General features: G+C 39.5%; 21 protein-coding genes. 13 read left to right on the top strand and 8 right to left on the bottom strand.

Annotation, left to right across the window (positions count from 1 at the left end):
* Positions 1-52 precede the first annotated feature (52 nt).
* Positions 53-2,008, bottom strand: a complete 1,956-nt coding sequence (locus PARC_RS09330) for a CRTAC1 family protein (RefSeq protein ID WP_010552867.1) — start codon at positions 2,006-2,008, stop codon at positions 53-55.
* 290 nt (positions 2,009-2,298) lie between these two features.
* Here PARC_RS09330 and PARC_RS09325 point away from each other — a divergent pair, with 290 nt between their 5' ends.
* Genes PARC_RS09325 through aldA form a run of 3 tightly spaced genes read left to right on the top strand, consistent with a single transcriptional unit; the run spans position 2,299 to position 5,570 of the window.
* Complete coding sequence (locus PARC_RS09325) at positions 2,299-3,321, top strand: zinc-dependent alcohol dehydrogenase (protein WP_010552866.1); 1,023 nt, start codon at positions 2,299-2,301, stop codon at positions 3,319-3,321.
* Between the two features lie 31 nt (positions 3,322-3,352).
* Entirely contained in the window at positions 3,353-4,117 is a 765-nt protein-coding gene (locus PARC_RS09320; protein ID WP_033012689.1) for a 2,5-didehydro-3-deoxy-L-galactonate 5-reductase, read from the top strand.
* Positions 4,118-4,121: 4 nt separating this feature from the next.
* The gene (gene aldA, locus PARC_RS09315) at positions 4,122-5,570 is read left to right on the top strand and encodes an aldehyde dehydrogenase (protein WP_010552865.1); all 1,449 of its coding nucleotides are present in this window, start codon (positions 4,122-4,124) and stop codon (positions 5,568-5,570) included.
* Positions 5,571-5,642: 72 nt separating this feature from the next.
* On the opposite strand, the gene yfaE is transcribed toward aldA, so the two are convergent.
* From yfaE to ubiG, 5 genes are all read right to left on the bottom strand, one after another.
* Positions 5,643-5,915: a class I ribonucleotide reductase maintenance protein YfaE gene (yfaE, locus tag PARC_RS09310; protein WP_010552864.1), complete on the bottom strand. Its 273-nt coding sequence runs from the start codon at positions 5,913-5,915 to the stop codon at positions 5,643-5,645.
* Positions 5,915-7,045, bottom strand: coding sequence for a class Ia ribonucleoside-diphosphate reductase subunit beta (gene nrdB / locus PARC_RS09305; RefSeq protein WP_007583038.1), 1,131 nt, complete (start codon positions 7,043-7,045; stop codon positions 5,915-5,917). The genes yfaE and nrdB overlap by 1 nt, the downstream gene beginning before the upstream one ends.
* 65 nt (positions 7,046-7,110) lie before the next feature.
* The gene (gene nrdA, locus PARC_RS09300; protein ID WP_010552863.1) at positions 7,111-9,393 is read right to left on the bottom strand and encodes a class 1a ribonucleoside-diphosphate reductase subunit alpha; all 2,283 of its coding nucleotides are present in this window, start codon (positions 9,391-9,393) and stop codon (positions 7,111-7,113) included.
* A gap of 408 nt (positions 9,394-9,801) precedes the next feature.
* Positions 9,802-10,482, bottom strand: a complete 681-nt coding sequence (locus PARC_RS09295) for an HAD family hydrolase (RefSeq protein ID WP_010552862.1) — start codon at positions 10,480-10,482, stop codon at positions 9,802-9,804.
* Complete coding sequence (gene ubiG, locus PARC_RS09290) at positions 10,482-11,192, bottom strand: bifunctional 2-polyprenyl-6-hydroxyphenol methylase/3-demethylubiquinol 3-O-methyltransferase UbiG (protein ID WP_010552861.1); 711 nt, start codon at positions 11,190-11,192, stop codon at positions 10,482-10,484. Before ubiG ends, PARC_RS09295 begins: the two co-directional genes overlap by 1 nt.
* Before the next feature lie 176 nt (positions 11,193-11,368).
* Here ubiG and gyrA point away from each other — a divergent pair, with 176 nt between their 5' ends.
* The 10 genes from gyrA to PARC_RS09240 all read left to right on the top strand — a co-directional run bounded on the left by gyrA (position 11,369) and on the right by PARC_RS09240 (position 22,650).
* The gene (gene gyrA / locus PARC_RS09285; protein WP_007583046.1) at positions 11,369-14,068 is read left to right on the top strand and encodes a DNA topoisomerase (ATP-hydrolyzing) subunit A; all 2,700 of its coding nucleotides are present in this window, start codon (positions 11,369-11,371) and stop codon (positions 14,066-14,068) included.
* Positions 14,069-14,389: 321 nt separating this feature from the next.
* A complete protein-coding gene (gene serC, locus PARC_RS09280; RefSeq protein WP_010552860.1) occupies positions 14,390-15,472 on the top strand; it encodes a 3-phosphoserine/phosphohydroxythreonine transaminase in 1,083 nt (360 codons plus the stop codon).
* Positions 15,472-16,749 carry a 3-phosphoshikimate 1-carboxyvinyltransferase gene (gene aroA, locus PARC_RS09275; RefSeq protein WP_010552859.1) on the top strand — a complete coding sequence of 426 codons (1,278 nt, stop codon included), beginning with the start codon at positions 15,472-15,474 and terminating at the stop codon, positions 16,747-16,749. The genes serC and aroA overlap by 1 nt, the downstream gene beginning before the upstream one ends.
* Positions 16,750-16,855: 106 nt before the next feature.
* Positions 16,856-17,566 (top strand): (d)CMP kinase, encoded by a 711-nt coding sequence (gene cmk / locus PARC_RS09270; protein ID WP_007583052.1) that lies wholly within the window; start codon positions 16,856-16,858, stop codon positions 17,564-17,566.
* 95 nt (positions 17,567-17,661) lie between these two features.
* Positions 17,662-19,329, top strand: a complete 1,668-nt coding sequence (gene rpsA, locus PARC_RS09265; RefSeq protein WP_002961176.1) for a 30S ribosomal protein S1 — start codon at positions 17,662-17,664, stop codon at positions 19,327-19,329.
* A gap of 67 nt (positions 19,330-19,396) precedes the next feature.
* The gene (gene ihfB, locus PARC_RS09260) at positions 19,397-19,684 is read left to right on the top strand and encodes an integration host factor subunit beta (RefSeq protein WP_007583054.1); all 288 of its coding nucleotides are present in this window, start codon (positions 19,397-19,399) and stop codon (positions 19,682-19,684) included.
* A 21-nt stretch (positions 19,685-19,705) separates the two neighbouring features.
* A complete protein-coding gene (locus PARC_RS09255; RefSeq protein WP_007583056.1) occupies positions 19,706-19,987 on the top strand; it encodes a lipopolysaccharide assembly protein LapA domain-containing protein in 282 nt (93 codons plus the stop codon).
* 2 nt (positions 19,988-19,989) lie between these two features.
* Positions 19,990-21,126 (top strand): lipopolysaccharide assembly protein LapB, encoded by a 1,137-nt coding sequence (lapB, locus tag PARC_RS09250; protein WP_010552858.1) that lies wholly within the window; start codon positions 19,990-19,992, stop codon positions 21,124-21,126.
* A gap of 351 nt (positions 21,127-21,477) precedes the next feature.
* Complete coding sequence (gene pyrF / locus PARC_RS09245) at positions 21,478-22,182, top strand: orotidine-5'-phosphate decarboxylase (RefSeq protein WP_010552857.1); 705 nt, start codon at positions 21,478-21,480, stop codon at positions 22,180-22,182.
* Between the two features lie 93 nt (positions 22,183-22,275).
* Positions 22,276-22,650 carry a hypothetical protein gene (locus tag PARC_RS09240; RefSeq protein ID WP_007583062.1) on the top strand — a complete coding sequence of 125 codons (375 nt, stop codon included), beginning with the start codon at positions 22,276-22,278 and terminating at the stop codon, positions 22,648-22,650.
* Between the two features lie 43 nt (positions 22,651-22,693).
* Here PARC_RS09240 and PARC_RS09235 read toward each other — a convergent pair whose 3' ends face one another.
* Positions 22,694-23,527, bottom strand: coding sequence for a CvfB family protein (locus PARC_RS09235; protein ID WP_010552856.1), 834 nt, complete (start codon positions 23,525-23,527; stop codon positions 22,694-22,696).
* Between the two features lie 2 nt (positions 23,528-23,529).
* Positions 23,530-24,858, bottom strand: a complete 1,329-nt coding sequence (locus PARC_RS09230; RefSeq protein ID WP_007583068.1) for a DEAD/DEAH box helicase — start codon at positions 24,856-24,858, stop codon at positions 23,530-23,532.
* Between the last annotated feature and the right edge of the window lie 197 nt (positions 24,859-25,055).

Genomic DNA, 25,055 nt, shown 5'->3' with positions numbered 1-25,055 from the left:
CCCCTGTCGTTATTCGCTTAATTAAGGGGGCCATGAGAGTCGCGTCTATAGATCAGTTATTTAAGTTACCAATACTTATTAATTGATCTGCAGGTTGTTTATTTAAAAGCTCAGAGCTGCCATCTCGCCATGTAACGATAACTGATGAGATTGAATCTGCTTGTGCTAATCCAAAATGTACAATATTAAGTAAGCTTTGCGAGTGAGTAGCACTTTGCGAGCCAATAACTTGATATTGGTTCGCAGTTGCTGTTTTAATTTGTACTTTTGCACCATACGGATCAACCCCACTTTTTGAGTATCCAACTCTAATAAGGGTGAAGTGGGCGTGACTTAACTCAGTGGTATTTTTATATAAATGCCATTGGCCGTTATCTTCATCTCCGCTTAGTAGGTCGAGTTTTCCGTCTAGGTTGAAGTCAAATGCGGCTCCCATATCGCCGTGTGAGTCTAAGCCACGTTCGGTATCGGCGTTATGAGTGATTGTTGCTTTAAAGTTGTAATCACCTTGGTTAATGAGTAAAACATCAGCAACTCGCTCTTTTAGTTCGCCAAAGCGATAGACCATAAAGTCTATTTTTGTGTCGTTATTAAAATCGCCGGGTACAACTCCCCAGTTATTACTGTTTGTTAATGCTGATAATTTAGATGAAATATCAACCAGCTTACCATTATCGTTACGTAGTAATACATCAGGAAGGGCGAGATTTTGTGGTTGCCAATCGCTTTGATAGCCTTTTACATTTTTGAATGATGCGCGTACATCCCATGCAAGGTTATCGGTAAGTACCCATTCTACTCGCCATTTATTATTCCCTAAATACCCAATGTACCAGCCAGTTTTATCAAGCTTAGTTGGAAACCCGCGTGCTCTTTTCTGGCTAATGGTGGTGTTTTTATTGGGTGTATTTATTAATTCTTTTTTCTCGCCTATGTATACATCCATTTGGCTTAATAGCTTGGCACGCGGGAAGTGATAAAAGTCACTTAGTATAAGACTTCCTGAGTTTGTGTTGTCGGTAATGAGTGTTATGCCATCGTGGCTTTTATTACCTTCATCACGCAGGTCTAGCCGTTTGCTGCCTTTATTAAACGATAGACTGTTATTAGCGATAGCGTAGCTTAGCTTTCCGCGAGCAAGGTAGTAGTCCATATCGCCGTCGTTATCTATATCAGCTTGTGCAACTGCGAGCGTGCCTTTGTAGGCTTCACTATTTGCACCTAATAGATCTTTAGTAACATTGGCAAAGGTAAAGTCGTTATTACCTTGATAAATAGTTAAATCGTTGTATCCATCAAAAGCAAAAATATCGAGTATGTCATCGTTATTGTAATCGGTTAATAATACACGCTCGGCTTTTATATTTTCAAAAGTAGCTGATGGGTGATAAGTAAACTTTCCATTACCGAGATTTTCAAAAATGATATTGCGTGGTGAGTTTTCGTGAATTAATTTTTCGGCGTTTACTTGTATAAAATCAAGATCACCATCGGCATCTACATCAACCCAGCGCACAGAGCGCCCGCGAGCCCCCATTTTAGATAAGCCAGCTTCAACAGTTTTATCTTCAAATTTACCATTATTGTTCTTAAGTAGTCGCTGGGGTTGAGGTGTGGTGCCATTTCCACCGCCTAGTGCAATAAGTACATCGAGATCGCCATCGTTGTCGTAATCACCGGCCGACATACCGTGTAGATCTGCTCGTGGAAAAATATCGTTTTGTAGTGTGTATGTGCCATCTCCATTTGCCATAAATAAACGAATAGGGGTGGTGTCGTGATTTGTTAGCAGCAGATCATAATGACCATCACTGTTTATATCGGCAATGGTAGGGCCGCCATACTTCCAGTTTTTTTGTGTTATTAAGCCTGCTTGTTCAGACACATCAGAAAATACAACGTTATTACTTGTTTGGCTACTGGGCGTTTGTGTGGTTTGGCTGCATCCCGCTAAGCTTATAGCGCTAATTATCAGTAAGCTAAGAATTGATTTTTTGTTTTTAATCACTATAGTCCTCCTTTATATTGTGTTAATTGTTGACAATATAGGTTGAAAGTAAAACATACAAGTAAATTTTATTACTCAAGCCTTAATGTTTTTAACAGGCCCGCTTTACTGCTCTGAAGTTATATTAAATATTAAGAGTGGCTTTACAAACAACATACCTAGGTGTAAATTGTTAACAATAAACCATATTAAGGTGTGATAGTTCACTTTGATATTCCTCGTATCGGCATTGTTTTAATGATGCATTACTTGGTTACTATTTAATTAAACATTCTTGAAGGTATAAAAATATGCAAGCTGCACAATATATAGGTAACAAGTCATTTAACATTGTTGAAGGCACATCTATTAAACCTAAAGCGGGTGAGATTAGATTGAGTGTTGGATACGTTGGGATTTGCGGTACTGATATGCACATATACCATGGTGCGATGGATCAACGAGTGTCTATTCCGCAAACAATTGGCCATGAAATATCAGGTGTTGTTGCAGAAATAGGTGAAGGCGTTGAAGGCTTTGCTGTAGGGGAAAACGTGGTAGTACGCCCATTAGATTGGTGTGGCGATTGTCCTACGTGTAATGCAGGGCATACGCATATTTGTCAAAACTTAAAGTTTATGGGAATAGATACACCAGGTGCTTTTCAGTCAAGCTGGACAGTTAAAGCGCGTACTTTGCATAAATTACCAGCAGGCGTTGATTTAAAACAAGGCGCATTAATAGAGCCTTTATCGGTTGCGTGCCATGATGTACGACGCTCGCGCTTACAAGCGGGTGAGAAAGTGGTTGTACTTGGTGGCGGGCCAATTGGGCAATTAGTTGCTGCGGTTGCTAAAAGTGTTGGTGCAGAAGTACTCGTGTCTGAGCCTAACAAAAGCCGCCGTGCTTTTGCCGATGAGCTAGGTGTTAAATCGGTTAATCCCATTGAAGAAGATTTAGCTGCCTATGTAGATAGTTGGACACAAACAAAAGGTGCAGATGTTGTATTTGAAGTATCAGGCGTAAAACCCGCAATAGAGGCTATGACCGAAATAGCAGGGCGTCGGGGTCGTATAGTAATGGTGGCTATTCACAGTGTTAAACCTGAAATCGATTTATTTCAATTCTTTTGGAAAGAGTTGGAGTTATTAGGTGCACGTGTATACGAAGCGGCCGATTTTGATTGGGCTATCGAATTAATTTCATCGGGCCAAATAGATCTTAAACCTTTCATTAGTTCGGTTAGTTCGTTAACTGATATTGGTAGTGCATTTGCGAGTATGGATGGAAATCCAGAAGGCATGAAAGCGCTTGTTGAATGTAATCCACAATAATAAAAATTATAAAGGTATGAAAATGAATCAGATGCTAGAAAAATTTAGCTTAGAAGGCAAAGTAGCCCTAGTTACAGGTTGTAAGCGCGGTATTGGTAAAGGTATTGCACTAGGTTTAGCGCAGGCTGGCGCTGATATTATTGGTGTATCTGCAAGCTTAGAGCTTGAAGGCTCAGAAGTAGAAAAAGAAGTTAAAGCCCTTGGCCGAAACTTTAAAGCCTACCAATGTGATTTTGGTGATCGTGATGCGCTTTATTCTTTTATTAATGATGTAAAAAGTGATTTTTCAAAAATTGATATTTTAGTTAATAATGCAGGTACAATCCTACGTGCTCCTGCGGCTGAGCATGGTGATGATTTATGGGATAAAGTGATTGAAGTTAACTTAAATGCTCAATTTATTTTAAGCCGCGAAATAGGCAAACAAATGATAGAACATGGCGAGGGTAAAGTTATTTTTACAGCTTCTTTGCTTACCTTTCAAGGTGGTATTACAGTACCAGGTTACGCAGCTAGTAAAGGTGCTATTGGGCAATTGGTTATGGCGCTTTCAAATGAATGGGCTGGCAAAGGCATTAATGTAAATGCCATTGCGCCAGGTTACATTGATACCGATAATACTGAAGCATTACGCAATGACAAAGAGCGTAATGCAGCCATCTTAGCGCGCATTCCACAAGGTCGATGGGGAAATCCTGAAGACTTTAAAGGGCCCGCAGTGTTCTTGGCTTCTGAGGCTGCTAGTTATGTAAACGGCGCTATTTTATTGGTTGATGGCGGATGGATGGGGAGATAGTACAATGAACTTTCATAATAATGTGAATTTTATAAATGGTGAATATGTCGCTTCTAAAGTAAGTGGCACCATTGAAATATTAAGCCCATCTACGGGTAAAAAAATTGGTGAAATACCAAAAGGCTGTATAGAAGATGCGCAGTATGCACTTGAGTCAGCGAATGTAGGCCAGAAAAAGTGGGCTAAATTGACAGCTCGCACACGTCAAAATATATTGCGCGTGTTTGCTAATAAAATTCGTGAAAATAAAGATATTCTTGCACCAATGCTTGTTGCAGAGCAAGGTAAATTGCTATCAGTTGCACAAATGGAAGTCGACGTAACAGCGACTTTTATTGACTATGCATGCGACCATGCACTTACTATTGAAGGCGATATTTTACCTTCAGATAACGAAGATGAAAAAATATACATTCATAAAGTGCCACGTGGCGTAGTTGTTGGTATTACTGCGTGGAATTTTCCGCTGGCATTGGCTGGTCGTAAAATTGGACCTGCGTTGATTACAGGTAACTCTATTGTATTAAAACCTACTCAAGAAACACCTTTAGCAACCACCGAGCTGGGTCGTTTAGCAAACGAAGCGGGGATTCCTGCTGGCGTGCTAAACGTTATTAATGGATCAGGTTCTGTTGTTGGCCAAGCATTGTGTGAAAGCCCAATTACTAAAATGATCACCATGACAGGCTCTACTGCTGCAGGTAAGCAAATTTATAAAACTAGCGCAGAATATATGACGCCTGTAATGCTTGAACTTGGCGGTAAAGCCCCGATGGTTGTTATGGCAGATGCCGACCTTGATGAGGCTGTTGAAGGTGCGCTTTGGGGTCGCTTTGCTAACTGCGGGCAAGTATGCACCTGTGTTGAGCGTTTATATGTTCAAGAGTCTGTGTACGATGCGTTTATGGCTAAATTTATACCAGCTGTAAAAGCACTTCGTGTTGGGGATCCTATGAACCCAGATACACAAATGGGTCCTAAATGTAATCAACGTGAAATAGACAACATTGATCACATAGTTCAACAAAGTATTCAACAAGGCGCTTCTGTCGCCACTGGTGGTAAAGTTGCTTCTGTTGAGGGTTTCGAAGGTGGTTGTTGGTACGAACCAACGTTACTTGTAGACGTTAAGCAAGATAACATTGCAGTGCACGAAGAAACTTTTGGGCCAGTACTCCCAATTGTCAAAGTTAAAGATATGGATCAAGCGATTAAATACTGTAACGACAGTATTTATGGCTTAAGCGCTTATATATTTACGCAAAACTTTTCAGATATTAATAAAGCAATTAACGAGTTAGAAGTGGGTGAAGTTTATATTAACCGTGGTATGGGTGAGCAGCATCAAGGTTTTCATAATGGCTGGAAACAGAGCGGCTTTGGCGGCGAAGATGGTAAATTTGGTTTAGAGCAATATCTAGAGAAGAAAACCGTTTATTTGAAAGAAAAATAAAACTTAGCCGTAATGCACCTTAAGAAAAAAGCCAATAACGTTTTCATTATTGGCTTTTTATTTGTCAGAAAATTACTTTAAATTAATACTTACGTTGCCATTGGGTTTACAGCAGCACAGGAGTATTTCGCCTTCGCGTACAAGCGCAAGTGGCTCTTCGTTATACTCAACACTGCCTGACACTAAAGTTGCTCTACAAGCGCCGCAGTAACCTTCGCGGCATTGGAATGCGACGTCTATTTTCATGGATTCTAAGCACTGTAAAAGAGAAGGGCAGCCAGCGGTAAATTCTATACACTGGCTGTTTTCTGCAAGCGTTATGCTTGCAGTAGACTTGTCACTCATTATAAATCAAAATCACCAAATTCTGATGCATCAACTTGAGAGTCTATTTGACCAACAAGGTATGAGCTAATTTCTGCTTCTTGTGGTGCTACTTGCACATTATCAGACACTAACCACGAGTTTATCCATGGGATAGGGTTACTGTTATTTTCAAACTGTGCTGGCAAGCCAATGGCAGTCATACGTGCATTAGTAATGTATTCAACGTACTGACATAAAATATGTTTATTTAAGCCAATCATTGAACCATCTTTAAATAAATACTCAGCCCACTCTTTTTCTTGCTCTGCAGCATCAACAAACATTTTAATCGCTTCGTCGCGGCACTGGGCTGCAACAATCGCCATTTCTGGGTCATCTTTACCGTCTTGCATAATGTTTAAAATATGCTGAGTACCCGAAAGGTGAAGTGCCTCATCGCGCGCAATAAGCTTGATGATTTTAGCGTTACCTTCCATCAATTCACGCTCAGCAAACGCAAACGAACATGCAAAGCTTACGTAAAAGCGAATCGCTTCAAGAATATTTACCGACATCATAGCTAGGTATAGTTTCTTTTTAAGCTCAAACAAATTCACGATAACAGTTTTACCATTAATCTCGTGCTTGCCTTCACCGTATAAATTGTAAAGCGATACAGAGTTGATTAAGTCGTCGTAGTATTTTGTTACGGCATCAGCACGTTCGCTAATTTTATCGTTGCTAACAATGTCATCAAAAATAAGTTCAGGTGCTTGTGTTACGTTACGGATAATATGTGTGTATGAGCGGCTGTGAATCGTTTCACTAAATGCCCACGTTTCTATCCATGTTTCAAGCTCTGGTAGCGATACAATAGGGAGTAGGGCAACGTTTGGCGAACGACCTTGCACACTATCAAGCAAAGTTTGGTATTTTAGGTTACTTAAAAATATATGCTTTTCGTGATCGGGTAACGCTTGAAAGTCTAAACGGTCTTTACTTACATCTACTTCCTCAGGACGCCAAAAGAAAGACAGTTGCTTCTCGATTAGTTTTTCAAAAATTGGGTATTTTTGTTGGTCGTAACGAGATACGTTTACAGTTTGGCCAAAAAACATTGGCTCTTGCATTTGGTTATTATGGTTTCGGCTAAAAGTAGTATAAGACATGTTTATCACTCAAAAAACTATCAGAAAAAGCGGGCTTAATGCCCGCTTAAAATAAAAATCAGCAGTTATATTTTACACGCGCCGCCTTCACAATCATCATCTTCCACTTCTGGAGTATCTTCTTGCATATCTGAGGCACCATCACGAGTATTGTGGTAGTACAAGGTTTTAACACCTAGTTTGTACGCGCTTAGTAAGTCTTTTAATAAGACTTGCATAGGTACTTTACCGCCTTCGAACTTGTTTGGATCATAATTTGTATTTGCAGAAATTGTTTGGTCTACAAATTTTTGCATTATACCAACAAGCTGCAAGTAACCATCGTTTGATGGAATGTCCCACAGTAGCTCGTATTGATCTTTTAAACGCTCATACTCAGGAACAACTTGCTTTAAAATACCGTCTTTACTTGCTTTAACGCTAATATGTCCACGTGGTGGTTCAATACCATTTGTTGCATTAGAGATTTGCGACGATGTTTCTGATGGCATTAACGCACTTAGTGTTGAGTTACGCATACCGTGCTCTTTAATATTTGCACGCAGTGTATCCCAATCAAGATGAAGTGGCTCATCACAAATTTTATCTAAATCACGTTTGTACGTATCTGTTGGCATAATGCCTTGTGAATACGTTGTTTCGTTAAACTTAGGACAGGCACCACGCTCTTTAGCAAGCTCGTTTGATGCTTTCATCAAGTAGTATTGAATCGCTTCAAATGTTTTATGAGTCAGTGCATTTGCGCTGCCATCTGAATAACGCTTACCGTTTTTAGCTAGGTAGTATGCGTAGTTAATCACGCCTATACCTAACGTTCGACGACCCATAGTTGCATTTTTAGCAGCCGGTACTGGGTAGTCTTGGAAATCAAGTAAGTTATCAAGTGCGCGTACTGCAAGTTCAGCTAGCTCTTCAAGCTCATCAAGTGATTCTATTGCACCTAAGTTAAACGCAGACAGTGTACAAAGGGCAATTTCGCCTTCTTCGTCATTTACGTTATTAAGTGGCTTAGTTGGCAATGCAATTTCTAAACATAAGTTAGATTGGCGAATAGGCGCAACTTTAGCAATGAACGGGCTATGTGTATTACAGTGGTCCACATTTTGTAAATAAATACGACCTGTACTTGCACGCTCTTGCGCAAACATAGAGAAAAGCTCAATCGCTTTAATGCGTTTTTTACGAATCGATTCGTCTTGTTCGTATTTTACGTAAAGCGCGTCAAACTCAGCTTGGTCTTCAAAAAATGCATCGTAAAGACCAGGCACATCTGATGGGCTAAATAACGTAATGTAGTCGTCTTTAATTAAACGAGAGTACATTAGTTTATTAAACTGTACGCCGTAATCTAGGTGGCGAACGCGGTTATCGTCTACACCACGGTTATTTTTAAGTACAAGTAGGTTCTCTACTTCTAAATGCCAAAGCGGGTAGAACAATGTTGCAGCGCCGCCACGTACACCACCTTGCGAACAACTTTTAACAGCTGTTTGAAAGTGCTTATAAAAAGGAATACAACCTGTGTGGTACGCTTCGCCGTTACGAATATGGCTACCTAGCGCACGAATTCGACCAGCATTAATACCAATACCTGCGCGTTGTGAAACGTATTTAACAATAGCAGATGATGTAGCGTTAATTGAATCAAGGCTATCGCCACATTCAATTAATACACACGAGCTAAACTGGCGAGTAGGTGTACGTACACCCGACATAATTGGCGTTGGTAGAGATATTTTAAATAACGATACTGCGTCGTAAAAGCGCTTAATGTAAGAAACGCGTGTTTCACGTGGGTAGTCAGAGAATAAGCTCGCTGCTACTAAAATATATAAAAACTGTGCACTTTCGTAGATTTCACCCGATACACGGTTTTGAACGAGATACTTACCTTCAAGCTGTTTTACAGCCGCGTAGCTAAAGTTAAGATCGCGAGAATGATCAAGGTATGCATCAAGCTCGTCTAATTCTTGCTCTGTGTAATCTACTAATAAGTGAGCATCGTAGCGTTTATCGCCAACCATTTTTGTTACGTGGTCAAATAAACGTGGTGGCTCAAATTGACCGTACGCTTTTTTACGTAAATGGAATACAGCTAAACGTGCAGCTAAGTATTGATAATCAGGCGATTCTTTTGAAATCTGATCCGCTGCTGCTTTAATGATGGTTTCGTGAATGTCTTTAGTACGAATACCGTCGTAAAACTGAATGTGCGATTTTAATTCAACTTGCGAAACCGAAACGTTGCTTAAACCTTCGGCGGCCCATTCAATAACGCGATGGATCTTATCCAGATCAAGAGGCTCTTTGCGCCCGTCACGTTTGCTTACAGATAACTGTTGGTTCATTTGCCTGTATTCCTTGGGAATTATGTATTTTGACCAATGCTTTATGCCTCGCCGAAGCAAGGTACATACTCATTTATTATAGGTTTCACCGTATTGGCGAATTTAATTGAATAACATTTGGCCACAATATCTGGTGTTGTTCAATTTAGAGATCACAAGATAGTGTGGTCTGAGTTGTTTTGCAAGGGACATAATTGCCCCTGTTTGTGGATAACTTTGGGATAACGCATTTGTGTTAGTAGACACTCACCTTCGAACAATCATTTAAGTTGAAATATGCAAAAATCAACTAATGATCTGCTAAATTTACTCATTTTAAAAATAAATTTTGACTGCTTTTTTTATCAGCAAGCTTTGTGTGAAAACTAACACAATCACAATATATAGTGTTTAATAATTAACATAGCACTATATATGGTTAAAACCATCAATTGGGCTTTGCCAGTTAAAATCAGCATTCCAGCTGTTGGCTTCATCAATACTTGGGATGTAACCCCAAAGTGCCGTTGCGGTATGCATACCTGCCGCTTTGCCTGCTTGTATGTCACGCTGTGCATCACCAATGTATAAACAACGGCTTGGTTCTACCTGCATAAGCTTTGCACAATGTAGCAGTGGTAAAGGTGATGGCTTAGCTTCAGCTAATGTGTCGCCACTTATTACTACACTGGCATTTTTTAATGCGGGAATAGCTGCCACTAAAGGATCGGTTAAAAACCCTGGTTTATTAGTCATGATCCCCCATTTGATCTTTTTCTGATCAAGGGCGATAAGTAACGATTCAACTCCGCTGAAGCAACGAGTGTGATTTGCTATGTTTGTGGCGTACTCGTCAACTAATTGCTTTATAAGCTCGCTTTGGGGTTGTTTAGCCCATAATTCTTTAAAACCAGCCTCTAATAATGCGCCTGCGCCGTTAGATGCGGCAGGACGGTATATATCACTACTAACAGGTTCTATTTTATTGCTAATAAGAACTGCGTTTAAAGCGGCACCTAAATCATCAGCGGTGTCGAGTAGGGTGCCGTCTAAATCAAATAAAAATGCATCGTATTCAATAAGGGGTAGGGGGGCTTGAGAGTTAGCCATTAAGCTAACTTCTCAAAATAAAGTATGTAATTTACGCTAACGTCACTATTGAGCGTATATTGCTTTGATAGTGGGTTATAAGAAAGCCCTGTACTTGCACGAACTTTTAAACCGGCTTGCTCTGCCCATGCAATAAGCTGTGCAGGCTTTATAAACTTTTTATGGTCGTGTGTACCTTCAGGCACCATTTTTAAGAGTTTTTCAGCGCCAACAATCGCGTATAAGTATGCTTTAGGTGTTTTGTTAAGGGTTGAAAAAAACACGTCCGCGCCTGGTTTGGCAAGTGCAGCTACAGCATGAATGATAGATGCTGGGTCGGGAACGTGCTCAAGCATTTCCATACACGTTATTACATCAAAGCGCTCAGGGTACTGTGTTGCAAACTCTTCTGCAGGTACTTTTATATAATCTACATTTACGCCAGTTTCTAAACTGTGCAACTTAGCAACAGTTAAAGGTTCTTGGCCCATATCGATGCCAGTTACTTTTCCTCCCATACGCGCCATGCTTTGGCTTAAAATACCGCCGCCACAGCCAACATCGAGTGCTTCTTTATCGAATAAGCCTTGCGTTTTGTTTGCTATAAAGTCTAAACGTAACGGGTTAATTTCGTGAAGAGGTTTGAATTCTCCGTCTAGGTCCCACCAACGCTCAGCGATGGCTTCAAATTTTGCTATTTCTGCGTGATCTACATTTTGATGTTCGGTCATAAAATACTTCCTCGTCAATCTGAGGCCATTATATAGGGCTAAATTGATAAATCGCAAAGTTTTGCGCCTGTAAATTAAAATTAATTGTGATAGCATGGCTGTTAGAAATAATAACAATGCTCTTAATACCCAATACCGGGTTGTTGAGAGCTGATACTGAAGGAATGTGATATCAAATGACTGATCTCGCCAATGAAATTCTGCCAGTCAATATTGAAGACGAGTTAAAAAACTCCTACTTAGATTACGCAATGAGCGTAATAGTAGGACGTGCATTACCAGACGTACGTGACGGCTTAAAACCTGTTCATCGCCGCGTTTTGTTTGCAATGAACGAGCTTAGTAATGACTGGAACAAGCCTTACAAAAAATCGGCCCGTGTGGTCGGTGACGTAATCGGTAAATACCATCCACACGGCGACAGTGCAGTTTATGACACGATAGTTCGTATGGCTCAGCCATTCTCACTACGTTATATGCTTGTAGATGGCCAAGGTAACTTCGGTTCGGTTGATGGTGATTCAGCAGCGGCAATGCGTTATACAGAAGTACGTATGGCAAAAATGTCGCATGAGTTATTAGCCGATCTTGAAAAAGAAACGGTTGATTTCGTTCCTAACTACGACGGCACTGAGTTCATCCCTGACGTGTTACCTACGAAAGTCCCTAATTTATTAGTGAATGGTTCGTCGGGTATTGCAGTAGGTATGGCTACAAATATACCACCACATAACCTAACTGAAGTTGTGAACGGTTGTTTGGCACTTATTCAAAATCCTGATTTAACTATTTTAGAGTTAATGGATTATATTCCTGGTCCTGATTTCCCAACGGCTGCAATTATCAACGGTAAAAAAGGCATTGAACAAGCCTATTTAACTGGCCGTGGTAAAGTGTACATGCGTGCACGCGCCGACGTCGAAACCGATGAAAAAACAGGCCGTGAAACAATCATCGTTCACGAAATTCCTTATCAAGTTAATAAAGCCCGTTTAATTGAAAAAATTGCTGAGCTTGTTAAAGATAAGAAAATTGAAGGTATTAGTGCACTACGTGATGAATCAGATAAAGACGGTATGCGTATCGTTATTGAAATTAAACGTGGTGACGTAGGCGAAGTTATTTTAAATAACTTGTATTCACAAACTCAGTTACAAACTGTGTTTGGTATGAATATGGTTGCATTAATTAACAACCAACCTAAGTGTTTTAATCTAAAAGAAATGCTTGAAGAGTTTATTATTCACCGCCGTGAAGTAGTAACTCGTCGTACCGTGTTTGATTTACGCAAAGCGCGTGACCGTGCTCATACGCTTGAAGGTTTAGCAATTGCGCTTGCTAACATTGACCCAATTATCGAGCTTATTCGTAAATCACCTACACCTGCTGAAGCTAAAATTGCTTTAACTGCACGTCCGTGGGAATTAGGTCATGTACAAGGTATGCTTGAAAAAGCAGGCGAAGATAATGTAGCCCGTCCAGATTGGCTTGCTGATGATTTAGGTATTCGCGACGGTCAATACTATATTTCTGAGCAACAAGCTCAAGCAATTCTAGATTTGCGTTTACACAAGCTTACTGGTCTTGAACACGAAAAAATCTTAACTGAATATCAAGCGTTATTAGAGTTAATTGCTGAGCTACTTTATATTTTGGCAACACCTGAGCGTTTAATGGAAGTTATTCGTGACGAACTAGTTGAAATTAAAGCGCAGTATGGCGACGAACGTCGTACAGAAATTAATGCAGCGGCTCACGATATCAGCCTTGAAGACTTAATTACCGAAGAAAACGTTGTTGTAACGCTTTCTCACGAAGGGTATGTGAAGTATCAGGCATTGTCTGATTACGAAGCACAGCGTCGTGGTGGTAAAGGTAAGTCAGCAACGAAGATGAAAGATGAAGATTTCATTGAACGTCTGTTAGTTGCAAATACACACGATACTATTTTATGTTTCTCTACGGCCGGTCGTTTATATTGGCTTAAAGTGTATCAGTTACCACTAGCAAGTCGTGCAGCGCGCGGTAAGCCAATTGTTAACTTGTTACCACTTGAAGCTGATGAACGTATAACTGCTATATTGCCAGTACGCGAGTACGCAGAAGATAAATATATCTTTATGGCAACTGCATTCGGTACAGTTAAGAAAACACCATTAACGGCTTACAGTCGTCAACGTGCAAGCGGTATTATTGCTGTTAACTTAAATGATGGCGATAGCTTAATTGGTGTTGATATTACCGATGGTAGCAACGAAATTATGTTGTTCACTGATGCAGGTAAAGTTGTACGCTTCAAAGAAGCTGAAGAAACAACAGTTGTTGATGAAAACGGCAACCCAGTATTAGACGAAGAAGGTAACCCTGAGATTCGCTTCAAAGGTGTTCGCCCAATGGGTCGTACTGCTACAGGTGTTCGTGGTATTAAAATGCCAGACGAGCAACGCGTAGTATCGTTAATTGTACCAAAAACTGACGGTGCCATTCTAACGGTAACTGAAAATGGTTACGGTAAGCGTACACAACTTGAAGATTACCCATCTAAGAGCCGTGCAACACAAGGTGTTGTATCAATTAAGGTGAGTGAACGTAACGGTGCTGTTGTTGGTGCTGTGCAAGTTGATGACAACGATGAAATAATGATTATTTCGAATCGTGGTACCTTAGTACGAACTCGCGTTAATGAAGTTTCAACGGTTGGACGTAACACACAAGGTGTTATTTTGATCAGAACTATTGACGGAGAGCAAGTAGTTGGTTTACAACGTATAGAAGAGATTGAAGTTACAGAAAGTGACTTAATTGATATTGAAGACGTTGAAACAGTAGATACGGTTATTGATGAAGTAGCGGATGATAATCCTCCTTCAGAATAATTGATATTGAAAAAGCGGCCTTGGCCGCTTTTTTTAATGTTGTTGAAAAAAATTAATAGGGTGTGAAATTATACTCATACCAATTCGCTTAATTAAGAGATCTATTTTGAGGGTGGAAAAACGTGTTGATAGCTAGGCAAAAAATTCGCTATTTAGCTGTTCTAAATGAGAATTTTTTAACGCAAGTAGCGACACGTTTAGCCCCGCAAAATGATTAAGTATTATTGCGGATTGGTATTATTCATTAAATTTTAAAGGTTTAGCGGATTGGTATTAAATGTTCATGCTTAGTAGTTAAATTACTGGAATGAGGCAAAGGTAATGAGTAAATATAATTTTTGTGCGGGGCCAGCTATGCTTCCGCAAGCGGTTATGAAAAAAGCGCAAAAAGAGTTTCTAGATTGGCAAGACCTAGGTGTGTCTGTGATGGAGATTAGCCATCGTAGTAAAGAGTTTTTAGCGCTTACAGCTAAATGTGAAGCTAGCCTTCGTCGCCTAATGAATATTAGTGATGAATTTGAAGTGCTGTTTATGCATGGTGGTGGTCGTGGCCAGTTTAGTGCTGTGCCATTAAACTTACACCAAGAAGGTAAAACAGCGTTTTATTGCGAGAATGGCGTATGGTCGAAAAGCGCCAGAGATGAAGCGAATAAGTTTACTCAAACGTCTTTTACGGATGTCCGTAATGATGCTGATGGTGAGTTTTCAATTAAAGACGTTGCTGACTGGGAATTACCAGAAGACGCTGCGTACATCCACTATTGCCCTAATGAAACTGTCGATGGCTTAGAGATTTTTGATGTACCAAGCCACCCAACAGCTCCGATTATTGCTGATATGTCTTCAACTATTTTATCGCGTGAGATAGACGTTAATAAATTTGATTTGATTTACGCTGGTGCGCAAAAAAATATCGGTCCATCAGGCATATCAATTGTTATTGTTCGTAAAACATTACTTGAGCGCGAAGGTTTGCCAAAGCCCGGTATTTTAGATTACGCACTTGAAGCAAAGCAGGGCAGTATGTTTAATACCCCACCTACCTTTGCTTGGTATTTAGCGGCTGAAGTATTTGAATGGCTTGAAAGCAATGGTGGGGTAAAAGCCATGGAAGCACAAAATATTGCTAAAGCAAATTTACTGTATGATTTTATCGATAACTCAGATTTTTATTCAAATATAGTCGCTAAACATTGCCGCTCACGCATGAATGTTCCATTTTGGTTAAACGATGAAAGCTTAAATAGCAAATTTGTTGCTCAATCAAACGAGGCCGGTTTACTTGCACTTGAAGGTCACAGAATTGTGGGCGGTATGCGCGCAAGTATTTATAACGCTATGCCTCTTGAAGGTGTTCAAGCACTTGTAGATTTTATGGCTGCATTTGCAAAGGAGCACAGCTAATGGAGCAGCTCCGTTTAGAACCTATTTCTAAAGTAAATGGCACGGTAACCCTACCAGGTTCAAAGAGTCTATCGAACAGAATTTTATTATTAGCAGCACTGGCAAACGGTACAACCGTTGTAGAAAACTTACTTGATAGTGACGATATACGCCATATGCTGGGTGCTTTAAAGTTATTAGGTGTAAATGTAACTTTAAATGATGAACACACTGTAGCGACCGTAGAGGGGGTTGGTGGTGTGTTTAATACACCTACTGAGCCCTTGTTTTTAGGTAATGCGGGTACTGCTTACAGACCTTTAACGGCTGTACTTGCTGCCGTTGCTGGTGAGTATGAGCTAATAGGCGAGCCACGTATGGAAGAGCGTCCGATAGGGCACTTAGTTGATGCTCTACAAGCGCTTGGTGGTGATGTTACTTATACAAAACACAAAGACTATCCACCACTTAAAATTGTAGGTGGTCAAATAAAAGGTGGTGAGGTTGAAATTGACGGTAGTATTTCAAGTCAATTTTTAACGGCTCTATTAATGGCAGCGCCATTATTTAGCGGTGATACAACGATAACGATTAAAGGTACTTTAGTATCTAAACCTTATATTGATATTACGCTTGATGTAATGGCACGTTTTGGTGTTAGTGTTGAACACAGTGATTATGCAACTTTTAAAGTTAAAGGTGGTCAACAGTATCAATCACTCGATCGAATTATGGTTGAAGGCGATGCATCTTCTGCTTCTTACTTTGTTGCTGCGGCTGCAATTGCTGGCGGCGAGATTGAAATTAAAGGCGTGGGTGCTAAATCAGTTCAAGGTGATATAGGCTTTGCTAAAGTAATGGAGCAAGTAGGCGCAAAAATCGATTGGTATGATGAGCGTTTAGTTGTTCGCAAAGGCGAATTAAAAGGCGTAGATATTGACGCTAATGCAATTCCTGATGCTGCTATGACCCTTGCAACTGTTGCTCTTTTCGCTAAAGGCCCAACTGCCATTCGTAACATTTATAACTGGCGAGTAAAAGAAACAGACCGTTTATATGCGATGGCAACTGAGCTTAGAAAGGTAGGGGCAGAAGTGGTAGAAGGGCATGACTTTATAGAAATTACACCGCCTAAACACTTCAACGATGTAGCAATAGACACTTACGACGATCACCGTATAGCCATGTGTTTTGCAATGGTTGCCGTTGGTGGAAAGCCAATAACGATTAATGATCCAAAGTGTACCTATAAAACATTTCCTACATTTTTCAATGTTTTAGCGTCAGTCAGTGAATAAGCTAATTAGAAGTAATTACAAAAGTTACACACTAATAGCAGATATATTTTAATAACTGACGTATAATGTCGCGGTTTATTTAGGTGTGCATTGCAGGAGGTTTTAAATGCAGGCGTTATTAATGCCCGTGATCACCGTTGATGGCCCAAGTGGTTCAGGTAAAGGAACTGTTTGTCGCTTGTTAGCCGACAAGTTAGGGTGGGATGTATTAGATAGCGGTGCGATTTATCGCGTTTTATCTTTAGCTGCACTTCATCACCAAATTGCATTAGACAATGAAGAAGGGCTTGTCCCTCTTGCTGCAAATTTAGATGTGCAGTTTTTGGTAGATAGCCAAACTAATGCAGGAAAAGTTATTTTAGAAGGCGAAGATGTAACCACTACTATTCGTAATGAAGAAGTAGGCGCTGCAGCATCAAAAGTTGCAGCATTACCTCGCGTTCGTGAAGCGTTATTACGTCGCCAGCGTGCATTTCGCACTGAAAACGGCTTAATTGCCGATGGCCGTGATATGGGCACTGTGGTTTTTCAAGATGCGCCGTTAAAAATATATTTAACAGCAAGTGCAGAAGAGCGTGCTCGTAGACGCTTTGTTGAGTTGAATACGCGCGGTCTTGATGTTACACTAAGTGGTCTATTACAGGACATTCAAGCTCGTGACGAGCGCGATATGAATCGTGCCGTTGCTCCGCTTGTACCTGCAGATGATGCTATTGAGCTTGATACTAGCGAGCTCAATGCACAGCAAGTGTTTGATAAGGTAATAACTTTATTGGATATTGCAATCTCTGAAGGTAAGCTTCCTAAACGAAGCTAAACACATTTTATGCGCCAGCAGGATGCCAGTGCTATTTTAACAACCCCATGCAGCATGGTTGCTTATTGGTATTAATATATGAGACGTATATTCGTATGTCAGAAAATTTTGCGCAGTTATTTGAAGAAAGCTTAAAGGGTTTTGAAGCAGAGCAAGGCTCTATCGTTAAAGGTACAGTAATCTCTATCGAGAATAACATTGTACTTGTAGATGCTGGTCTTAAATCAGAAAGTGCTATCCCTGCTGAGCAGTTCAAAAATGCTGCTGGTGAACTTGAAGTTGCTGTAGGCGACGAAGTAGATGTTGCACTAGATGCAATTGAAGACGGTTTCGGTGAAACTATTCTTTCTCGTGAGAAAGCTAAGCGTCACGAAGCATGGATCCGTCTTGAGAAAGCATGTGAAGAGCAAGAGACTGTTACTGGTGTTATCAACGGTAAAGTTAAAGGCGGTTTCACAGTTGAAGTTGATTCAATCCGTGCTTTCCTACCTGGTTCACTTGTTGATGTTCGTCCAGTACGTGACACAACTCACCTTGAAGGCAAAGAGCTTGAATTTAAAGTAATCAAGCTTGACCAAAAACGTAACAACGTTGTTGTTTCACGTCGTGCAGTTATCGAATCTGAAAACTCACAAGAACGTGAAGAGCTTCTTGCTAACCTTGTTGAAGGCCAAGAAGTTAAAGGTATCGTTAAGAACCTTACTGACTACGGTGCATTCGTTGACCTTGGTGGTGTTGATGGTCTACTACACATTACTGATATGGCTTGGAAGCGTGTTAAGCACCCTTCAGAAATCGTTAATGTTGGCGACGAAATCGCAGTTAAAGTTCTAAAATTCGACAAAGATAAAACTCGTGTATCTCTAGGCCTTAAACAGCTTGGTGAAGATCCATGGGCAGCTATCGCTGGTCGTTACCCAGAAGGTTCTAAACTTTCTGGTCGTGTTACTAACCTTACAGATTACGGCTGTTTCGTGGAAATCGAAGAAGGCGTTGAAGGTTTAGTACACGTTTCTGAAATGGATTGGACTAACAAGAACATCCATCCTTCAAAAGTTGTTAGCTTAGGCGACACTGTTGAAGTTATGGTTTTAGAAATTGACGAAGAACGTCGTCGTATTTCTCTTGGTCTTAAGCAATGTATTGCTAATCCTTGGCAGGAATTTGCTCGTCTACAAAACAAAGGCGATCAAGTTACTGGTAAGATCAAATCAATCACTGACTTCGGTATCTTTATCGGTCTTGACGGTGGTATTGACGGTCTTGTACACCTTTCAGACATTTCTTGGAATACACCTGGCGAAGAAGCTGTACGTGAATTCAAGAAAGGCGACGAAATCACTGCTATCGTATTGCAAGTTGACCCAGAGCGTGAACGTATCTCTCTAGGTGTTAAGCAAATCGAAGCTGACCCATTCAATAATTACCTTGATGCAAACAAAAAAGGTGCTATTGTTAAAGGTAAAGTGACTGAAGTTGATGCGAAAGGCGCGACTGTTGAACTTATCGAAGGCGTTGAAGGTTACATCCGTGTAGCTGATATCGCTCAAGAACGCGTTGAAGATGCAACTACTGTTGTTTCTGTAGGCGACGAGATTGAAGTTAAATACGTTGGTGTTGATCGTAAGAACCGCACTTTAAGCTTATCTGTAAAAGCTCTTTTCGAAGCAGAAGAGAAAGAAGTACTAGAGAAGCTTAAGAAAGAAGAGCCAGTGTTTGAAAACGCAATGGCAGCTGCTTTCGCAAATGCACAAAAAGACTAATATATAATTAGTTTTTAGTTGGAAGGGCATTTTTTGCCCTTCCTATATCTCTTTTTAAGGAAACGCTATGACTAAGTCAGAACTGATAGAAACACTTGCGGAACAACACGCACACGTTCCAGTGAAAGATGTTGAGAATGCTGTAAAAGAAATTCTTGAACAAATGGCCGGCTCATTATCTACTTCAGATCGTATTGAGATCAGAGGTTTTGGTAGTTTCTCTTTGCATTTCCGCGCTCCTCGCACAGGTCGTAATCCTAAGACTGGCGATACAGTTGAGCTTGAAGGAAAGCATGTACCTCATTTTAAACCAGGCAAAGAATTACGCGACCGCGTAAATGAAAGCATTGCCTAGTTAACTTAGTGGAGTAGTTACTTGTTCAAGGTATTAAAAATTATTCTGGTTGCGCTATGCCTTATCAGTGCATTTGTATTAGGGTCACAAAACCCACAGTTAGTACAAATAAATTATATTATAGCCAGTAATACACTACCTTTAGCTGTAATAATAAGTATCTGCTTTTTATTAGGTGTTTTAGTGGGTTGTTTTATTAGCTTTAAATTGTTTTCACAATTAAAGTGGCAAAACTACCGCTTAAAAAAGCAATTAGCGCCTGAAAAAGATAAAAAAAAGCTTGCCGCGAATAAAGACACCTAACTATGATTGAGCTTTTGTTTTTACTATTACCTGTTGCCGCCGGTTACGGCTGGATTATGGGTAAAAACAGTGCTAAAAACCAAGCTCATCAACTAAATCGTCAGATCACTTCTGAATACAGCAAAGGCTTAAAGTTTCTACTCGACAGAGAAGAAGACCAAGGCTTAGAGCACTTGATTAATTTGCTTGAAGTTTCAGCTGACTCTGTTGAACACTATTCTACACTTGCCACCATGTTTCGCCGTAGAGGTGAATTAGACCGCGCAATTAAAATTCATGAACTTCTATTAAAACACCCAGGCTTAAATGAACAACAAGCTGCAACTAGCCGTTTAGAACTTGCCGAAGATTATATAATGGCTGGTCTACTAGATAGTGCAGAAGAGCACTTAGTTTGGTTAGTTAAGGCTGGCCATGTAGAAGCGCTAGACCCTATTATTACTTTATATTCGCAAACCCGTGAATGGGAAAAAGGCATCAACATGTTTGAAGCCCACAGCGAACTATTTTCAAAAGAACAACAATTTAAAGCGATTGCTAATTTTTATTGTGAATCAGCTTTAAGTGATAACACACCCCAACTAATGAGAAAAGCGATTAGCTTAAATTATAAAGCCGTACGTCCGCTTTACGAGTTAGGATTAGTTGCTTACGCGAAAGAAGATTACGTTAAAGCTATTTATTACTGGCGTGAGCTTGTATCACAATTCACTTTGTTTGCGCCGTTGTTTATTGATGAGCTAGCTCACAGCTATAAACAATTAAATTTAACGCATCAATTTCATGAGTTAGTCAGTGACTTGTTAGAAAAGGGCGGTGTATTAATTAAAATAAAACATTGCCAGGCACTGCTTGAGCAAGGACACACTAAACAAGCCTTTGAATTTCTAACTGATAGCTTAAAACGTCAACCTACTATTCGTGGTTTCAGTTTTCTACTGCAATTAATGGGTGACCAAAATAAAAATACTAAAGAAGTACTTAATGAAATTGATAAGCTTGTAACCTCTTATATTGCTACAAAACCTGATTTCCAATGTCAGCATTGCGGTTTTACAAGCTACACCATATATTGGAATTGCCCTTCTTGTAAGCATTGGGAAACCATTGTTCCAAGTCGAGGCTTAGACGGATTTTAATAACCCCTTAAATAATATCGGATTTAACTATGATAATTTTAGCAAATTAAACTGAGAGTTTACTGGGTTGGAATTTTTTGATGTTGTGTCTATATAAATTCCTCTACACCTTCTCTCAAATTACCAGCTAGCACTATTGCATTAAATCTACTTATACAATTACTTTATATCAATTCGCTTAATTAAGTGGTCTGTTTTGAGGTAAGAAAATTGTGTCGATAACAAGGCAAAAAATTTCGTAATATTATTGTTCTATATAAGAAATTTTTAACGCAGTTAGCGTCAGATTTGGTCCTCAAATTGATTAAGTATTATTGCGGATTGGTATTATAGCCATACATTAGGATAGTCATGTCTTTCGAACACTCAAAAAAAATTCTTATAGCATTAGATTACGATGATCAAGAGGTTGCTTTAAACTTTGTTAAACAACTTTCTCCTGATACATGTCGTCTTAAAGTAGGCAAAGAGATGTTTACTTATTTTGGACCTGCATTTGTTAAAGAGTTAATTGATTTAGGTTTTGATGTTTTTCTAGATTTAAAATTTCATGACATCCCTAATACAGTAGCTAAAGCTGTTACTGCAGCTGCGAAAATGGGTGTGTGGATGGTAAACGTTCATGCTTCTGGTGGTTTTGAAATGATGAGCAAAGCTAAATCGGCTCTAGAACAATTTGGCGATAAAGCACCATTACTTATCGCGGTTACTGTATTAACAAGCATGGATGAAACAGAACTAAAGCGTTTAGGCGTTGATAAATCTGCTCAAGAGCAAGTTATATATTTAGCTAAGCTTGCAAAGGAAGCAGGGCTTGATGGTGTTGTGTGTTCTGCACAAGAAGCAAAAGCTTTAAAAGCAGAGTTAGGTGAGAACTTTAAACTTGTAACACCAGGTATACGTCCTGAAGGCAGTGATGCCGGCGATCAAAAGCGTATTATGACTCCTAAGCAAGCAATAGATGCAGGAAGTGATTATTTAGTTATAGGACGACCTATTACTCAGGCGGATGATCCCGTAAAAGTGCTTAGTGATGTTAATAGATCTATAGCATAATTTAACAAAAAGCAGCAATATAGTGCTAAAAGCCCTTACCTCATGTGTATTTTATGTTACATTATTAGGATTAAAATGTAGTAGGGGTTTGTTTTGAAGTTATTATTAGGTTTTATAATTATCATTGTTGCGGGTTTTTCAGTAAATAAAAATCTTTTTTCTAATAAAGCATATGATGATGTTACATCAGTAACAGATATAATCACGAATTACCCTGTCAATATGTTCGATTTTAAACAAACAATGCAAGATTATGCACACCACCTGTGTTACAAAAATGAGGATACACTTACATCTCAGCATATAACAGTAACTGATTGCATATCTAAGCTTGATGATAAAAAAATAGAATGCGAAAAGAAGGTTTTTCGTTTGGCACCGCTTAACCTAGAGTCAAAAGGTGAAGTGCTTGATTATTCAAGGCAATATACGCAATGTACATTGCCTTATAAGTATATTTTAGGTTAATTACAAACAGATAATATTAGTAATTACAGCCTATTATTTATAATTAAGATTTTAAGCGAATGGATTTCGCTTCAATATCTATCAACTCTTGTTTGAATAATCCACCAATTGCTTTTTTATAGTTAGCTTTACTAGTAGAAAACATCTTTTTTATTGCTTCAGGTTCAGATTTATCACCTAATGGGATAACACCACCTTCATTTTTTAGTTTTTGCATAATAGTTTCACCAAGGTCAGTTACTTTTCCCATACCTGGTTTTTCTAATACAACATCAATTTTTCCATCTTCACGTACTTTCTGAATGAAGCCTTTAAGCTTTTGACCCACAAATAAGCTTTTAAATACCATATTATAAAAAACAACACCGAAATGCGATTCTTCAATTAATACCTTGTAGCCAATATCTGTTTTGCCAGCAACAATTAAATCCACTTCTTGTAAGTGAGTATATTGCGGCTCATCTTTAGATAGGAAGCGATTAAAGTTGTTTGATGCACAAATACGTTGGCTTGCATTATCAAGGTACAAACGAACTAAATATGAGTGACCTTCTTGCATGCGTGGTTTTTGTTCGTTAAAAGGGGTTAGTACATCTTTCTCAAGACCCCAATCTAAAAATGCACCAATACTATTAATTTCTTTAACGCGAAGCAGGGCATATTCACCTACTTGTGCGTGTGGCTTTTTAGTTGTGGCAGTTGCTAAGTTAGCGTTGTCTAAAAAGATAAATACACTAATGCTATCGCCCGCTTCAAGCTCATGTTTAATTTCTTGTTTTGGTAAAAACACTTCACCTAAATCATGACCATCTAAGTAAGCACCTTCGTTACTCACTTCTTTTACAAATAATGTTTGTGTGGTTCCTAGGTAACTCATAATTATTCCTGCTCAGTCTTTTTTTTACGGCGCATTGGTGTATCGCCATCAATGTTCATTGGTGCTTTAATTGGTGCTGTTGGCTTTTTAGGTTTGGCTTTGCGTTTAAATACAGGCTTTTTAACAGCGGCGGATTTTTCTTTAGATTTATCCCACGTTGCCTCAGGCTTTTTCTCTTTTAAACCTTTAAACTTAGCTTTTAAGCCCTCTACGCTCGCAAATTTTAACTCATCATTTAAAAATGCTTTAATAGCTAAGTAACTTGCCCAATCTTTTGGGCCAACTAATGAAATTGCGTTACCTTTAAAGCCAGCTCGTCCTGTACGACCTATGCGGTGTACATACTCTTCAGCGTGTTTTGGTAAATCAAAGTTAATAACATGCGTTACACTTAGTAAATCTAAACCACGAGATGCAACATCGGTGGTGATTAATATTTTAAAGTTTTCGCGACTAAACGAATCCATTATATCTAAACGTTTATTTTGTGTTAAATCACCAGCAAGCGCTACAGACTTGAAGCCTTTAGCATTAAGCGCTTCACTCAAGCGACTCGTGTCAGAACGTGTTGCTGTGAAGATAATGCATTGACCAACATCATCTTGATTCAAAAAGTGCTCTAATAGCGCTTCTTTATGATCAAGGTGATCGGCTAGATATAAAGTTTGTTTAATATCGCTATGTTGCTCGTTCGCTGCACTTAGCGTAATTTGCTTTGGTTTTTTTAATAGGTTACGTGATAGAGCATCTACTTGTGCATGGTCAAGTGTTGCAGAAAACAATAACGTTTGACGTAAACGGTGATTAGCTTGCTCGTTAATCATTTTTAACTGCTCGGTAAAGCCTAAATCTAAAATACGATCGGCTTCATCAAAAATAAGCAGTTCTAGTCCACTCAATTGTAATGAACGTTTTGTAATGTGATCAGCTAAACGCCCTGGTGTAGCAACTACGAATTGTGGGTCGTTTCTAAGTGCTTTTATTTGGTCATTAAAGTTTTCGCCACCAAGTATTTTTACGGCCTTAATAGCTGTGCCTGCAATTAATAAACGCAGCTGAGTAAATACTTGCGTAGCAAGCTCACGAGTAGGAGCAACAATAAGTACACGAGGATCGCGTTTACTGAGTGCTTTTTGTTTCATAACCCTTTGTACAGCAGGTAATAAAAACGCCAAGGTTTTGCCCGACCCAGTTTTAGACTGAGCGAAAATGTCATGCCCTGCAAGTGCGGTAGGCACTGCATGCGCTTGAATATCGGTGGGCTGGGTGATCCCTTGATGTGCTAGTTGTGTTTCAAGGCGTGTATCAATCCCAAGATCAGTAAACTGCAATGTGTGTTTCTCCAAAATGAGCAAATTAAGTCTATAAATTTATCAGCGCATTATAGCTTACACAGATAGGTCGCTAACAGTAAAAACCAATCTATAGCGCTATTTTTTGCAATTAAACTAAAAAAGCGTAAAATACGCGCCCCATATGCGCCGGATTTACGATTCGGTAAACGCCAATACTGGCTAATAAGGCAAAA

Source organism: Pseudoalteromonas arctica A 37-1-2, assembly GCF_000238395.3.
In the GTDB taxonomy this organism is placed as follows: Bacteria; Pseudomonadota; Gammaproteobacteria; order Enterobacterales; family Alteromonadaceae; genus Pseudoalteromonas; species Pseudoalteromonas arctica.
Note: the sequence above shows the minus strand (reverse complement) of the source record. Positions and strands in the feature narration are given on the sequence as shown.

Bases quoted from the DNA above. Each gene is read 5' to 3' on its own strand.
- PARC_RS09235 (WP_010552856.1), bottom strand. From the start codon at position 23,527: ATGAGTTACCTAGGAACCACACAAACATTATTTGTAAAAGAAGTGAGT.
- lapB (WP_010552858.1), top strand. From the start codon at position 19,990: ATGATTGAGCTTTTGTTTTTACTATTACCTGTTGCCGCCGGTTACGGC.
- pyrF (WP_010552857.1), top strand. From the start codon at position 21,478: ATGTCTTTCGAACACTCAAAAAAAATTCTTATAGCATTAGATTACGAT.
- serC (WP_010552860.1), top strand. From the start codon at position 14,390: ATGAGTAAATATAATTTTTGTGCGGGGCCAGCTATGCTTCCGCAAGCG.
- PARC_RS09325 (WP_010552866.1), top strand. From the start codon at position 2,299: ATGCAAGCTGCACAATATATAGGTAACAAGTCATTTAACATTGTTGAA.
- ihfB (WP_007583054.1), top strand. From the start codon at position 19,397: ATGACTAAGTCAGAACTGATAGAAACACTTGCGGAACAACACGCACAC.
- aldA (WP_010552865.1), top strand. From the start codon at position 4,122: ATGAACTTTCATAATAATGTGAATTTTATAAATGGTGAATATGTCGCT.
- rpsA (WP_002961176.1), top strand. From the start codon at position 17,662: ATGTCAGAAAATTTTGCGCAGTTATTTGAAGAAAGCTTAAAGGGTTTT.
- nrdB (WP_007583038.1), bottom strand. From the start codon at position 7,045: ATGTCTTATACTACTTTTAGCCGAAACCATAATAACCAAATGCAAGAG.
- PARC_RS09320 (WP_033012689.1), top strand. From the start codon at position 3,353: ATGCTAGAAAAATTTAGCTTAGAAGGCAAAGTAGCCCTAGTTACAGGT.
- yfaE (WP_010552864.1), bottom strand. From the start codon at position 5,915: ATGAGTGACAAGTCTACTGCAAGCATAACGCTTGCAGAAAACAGCCAG.
- gyrA (WP_007583046.1), top strand. From the start codon at position 11,369: ATGACTGATCTCGCCAATGAAATTCTGCCAGTCAATATTGAAGACGAG.
- ubiG (WP_010552861.1), bottom strand. From the start codon at position 11,192: ATGACCGAACATCAAAATGTAGATCACGCAGAAATAGCAAAATTTGAA.
- PARC_RS09295 (WP_010552862.1), bottom strand. From the start codon at position 10,482: ATGGCTAACTCTCAAGCCCCCCTACCCCTTATTGAATACGATGCATTT.
- cmk (WP_007583052.1), top strand. From the start codon at position 16,856: ATGCAGGCGTTATTAATGCCCGTGATCACCGTTGATGGCCCAAGTGGT.
- nrdA (WP_010552863.1), bottom strand. From the start codon at position 9,393: ATGAACCAACAGTTATCTGTAAGCAAACGTGACGGGCGCAAAGAGCCT.
- aroA (WP_010552859.1), top strand. From the start codon at position 15,472: ATGGAGCAGCTCCGTTTAGAACCTATTTCTAAAGTAAATGGCACGGTA.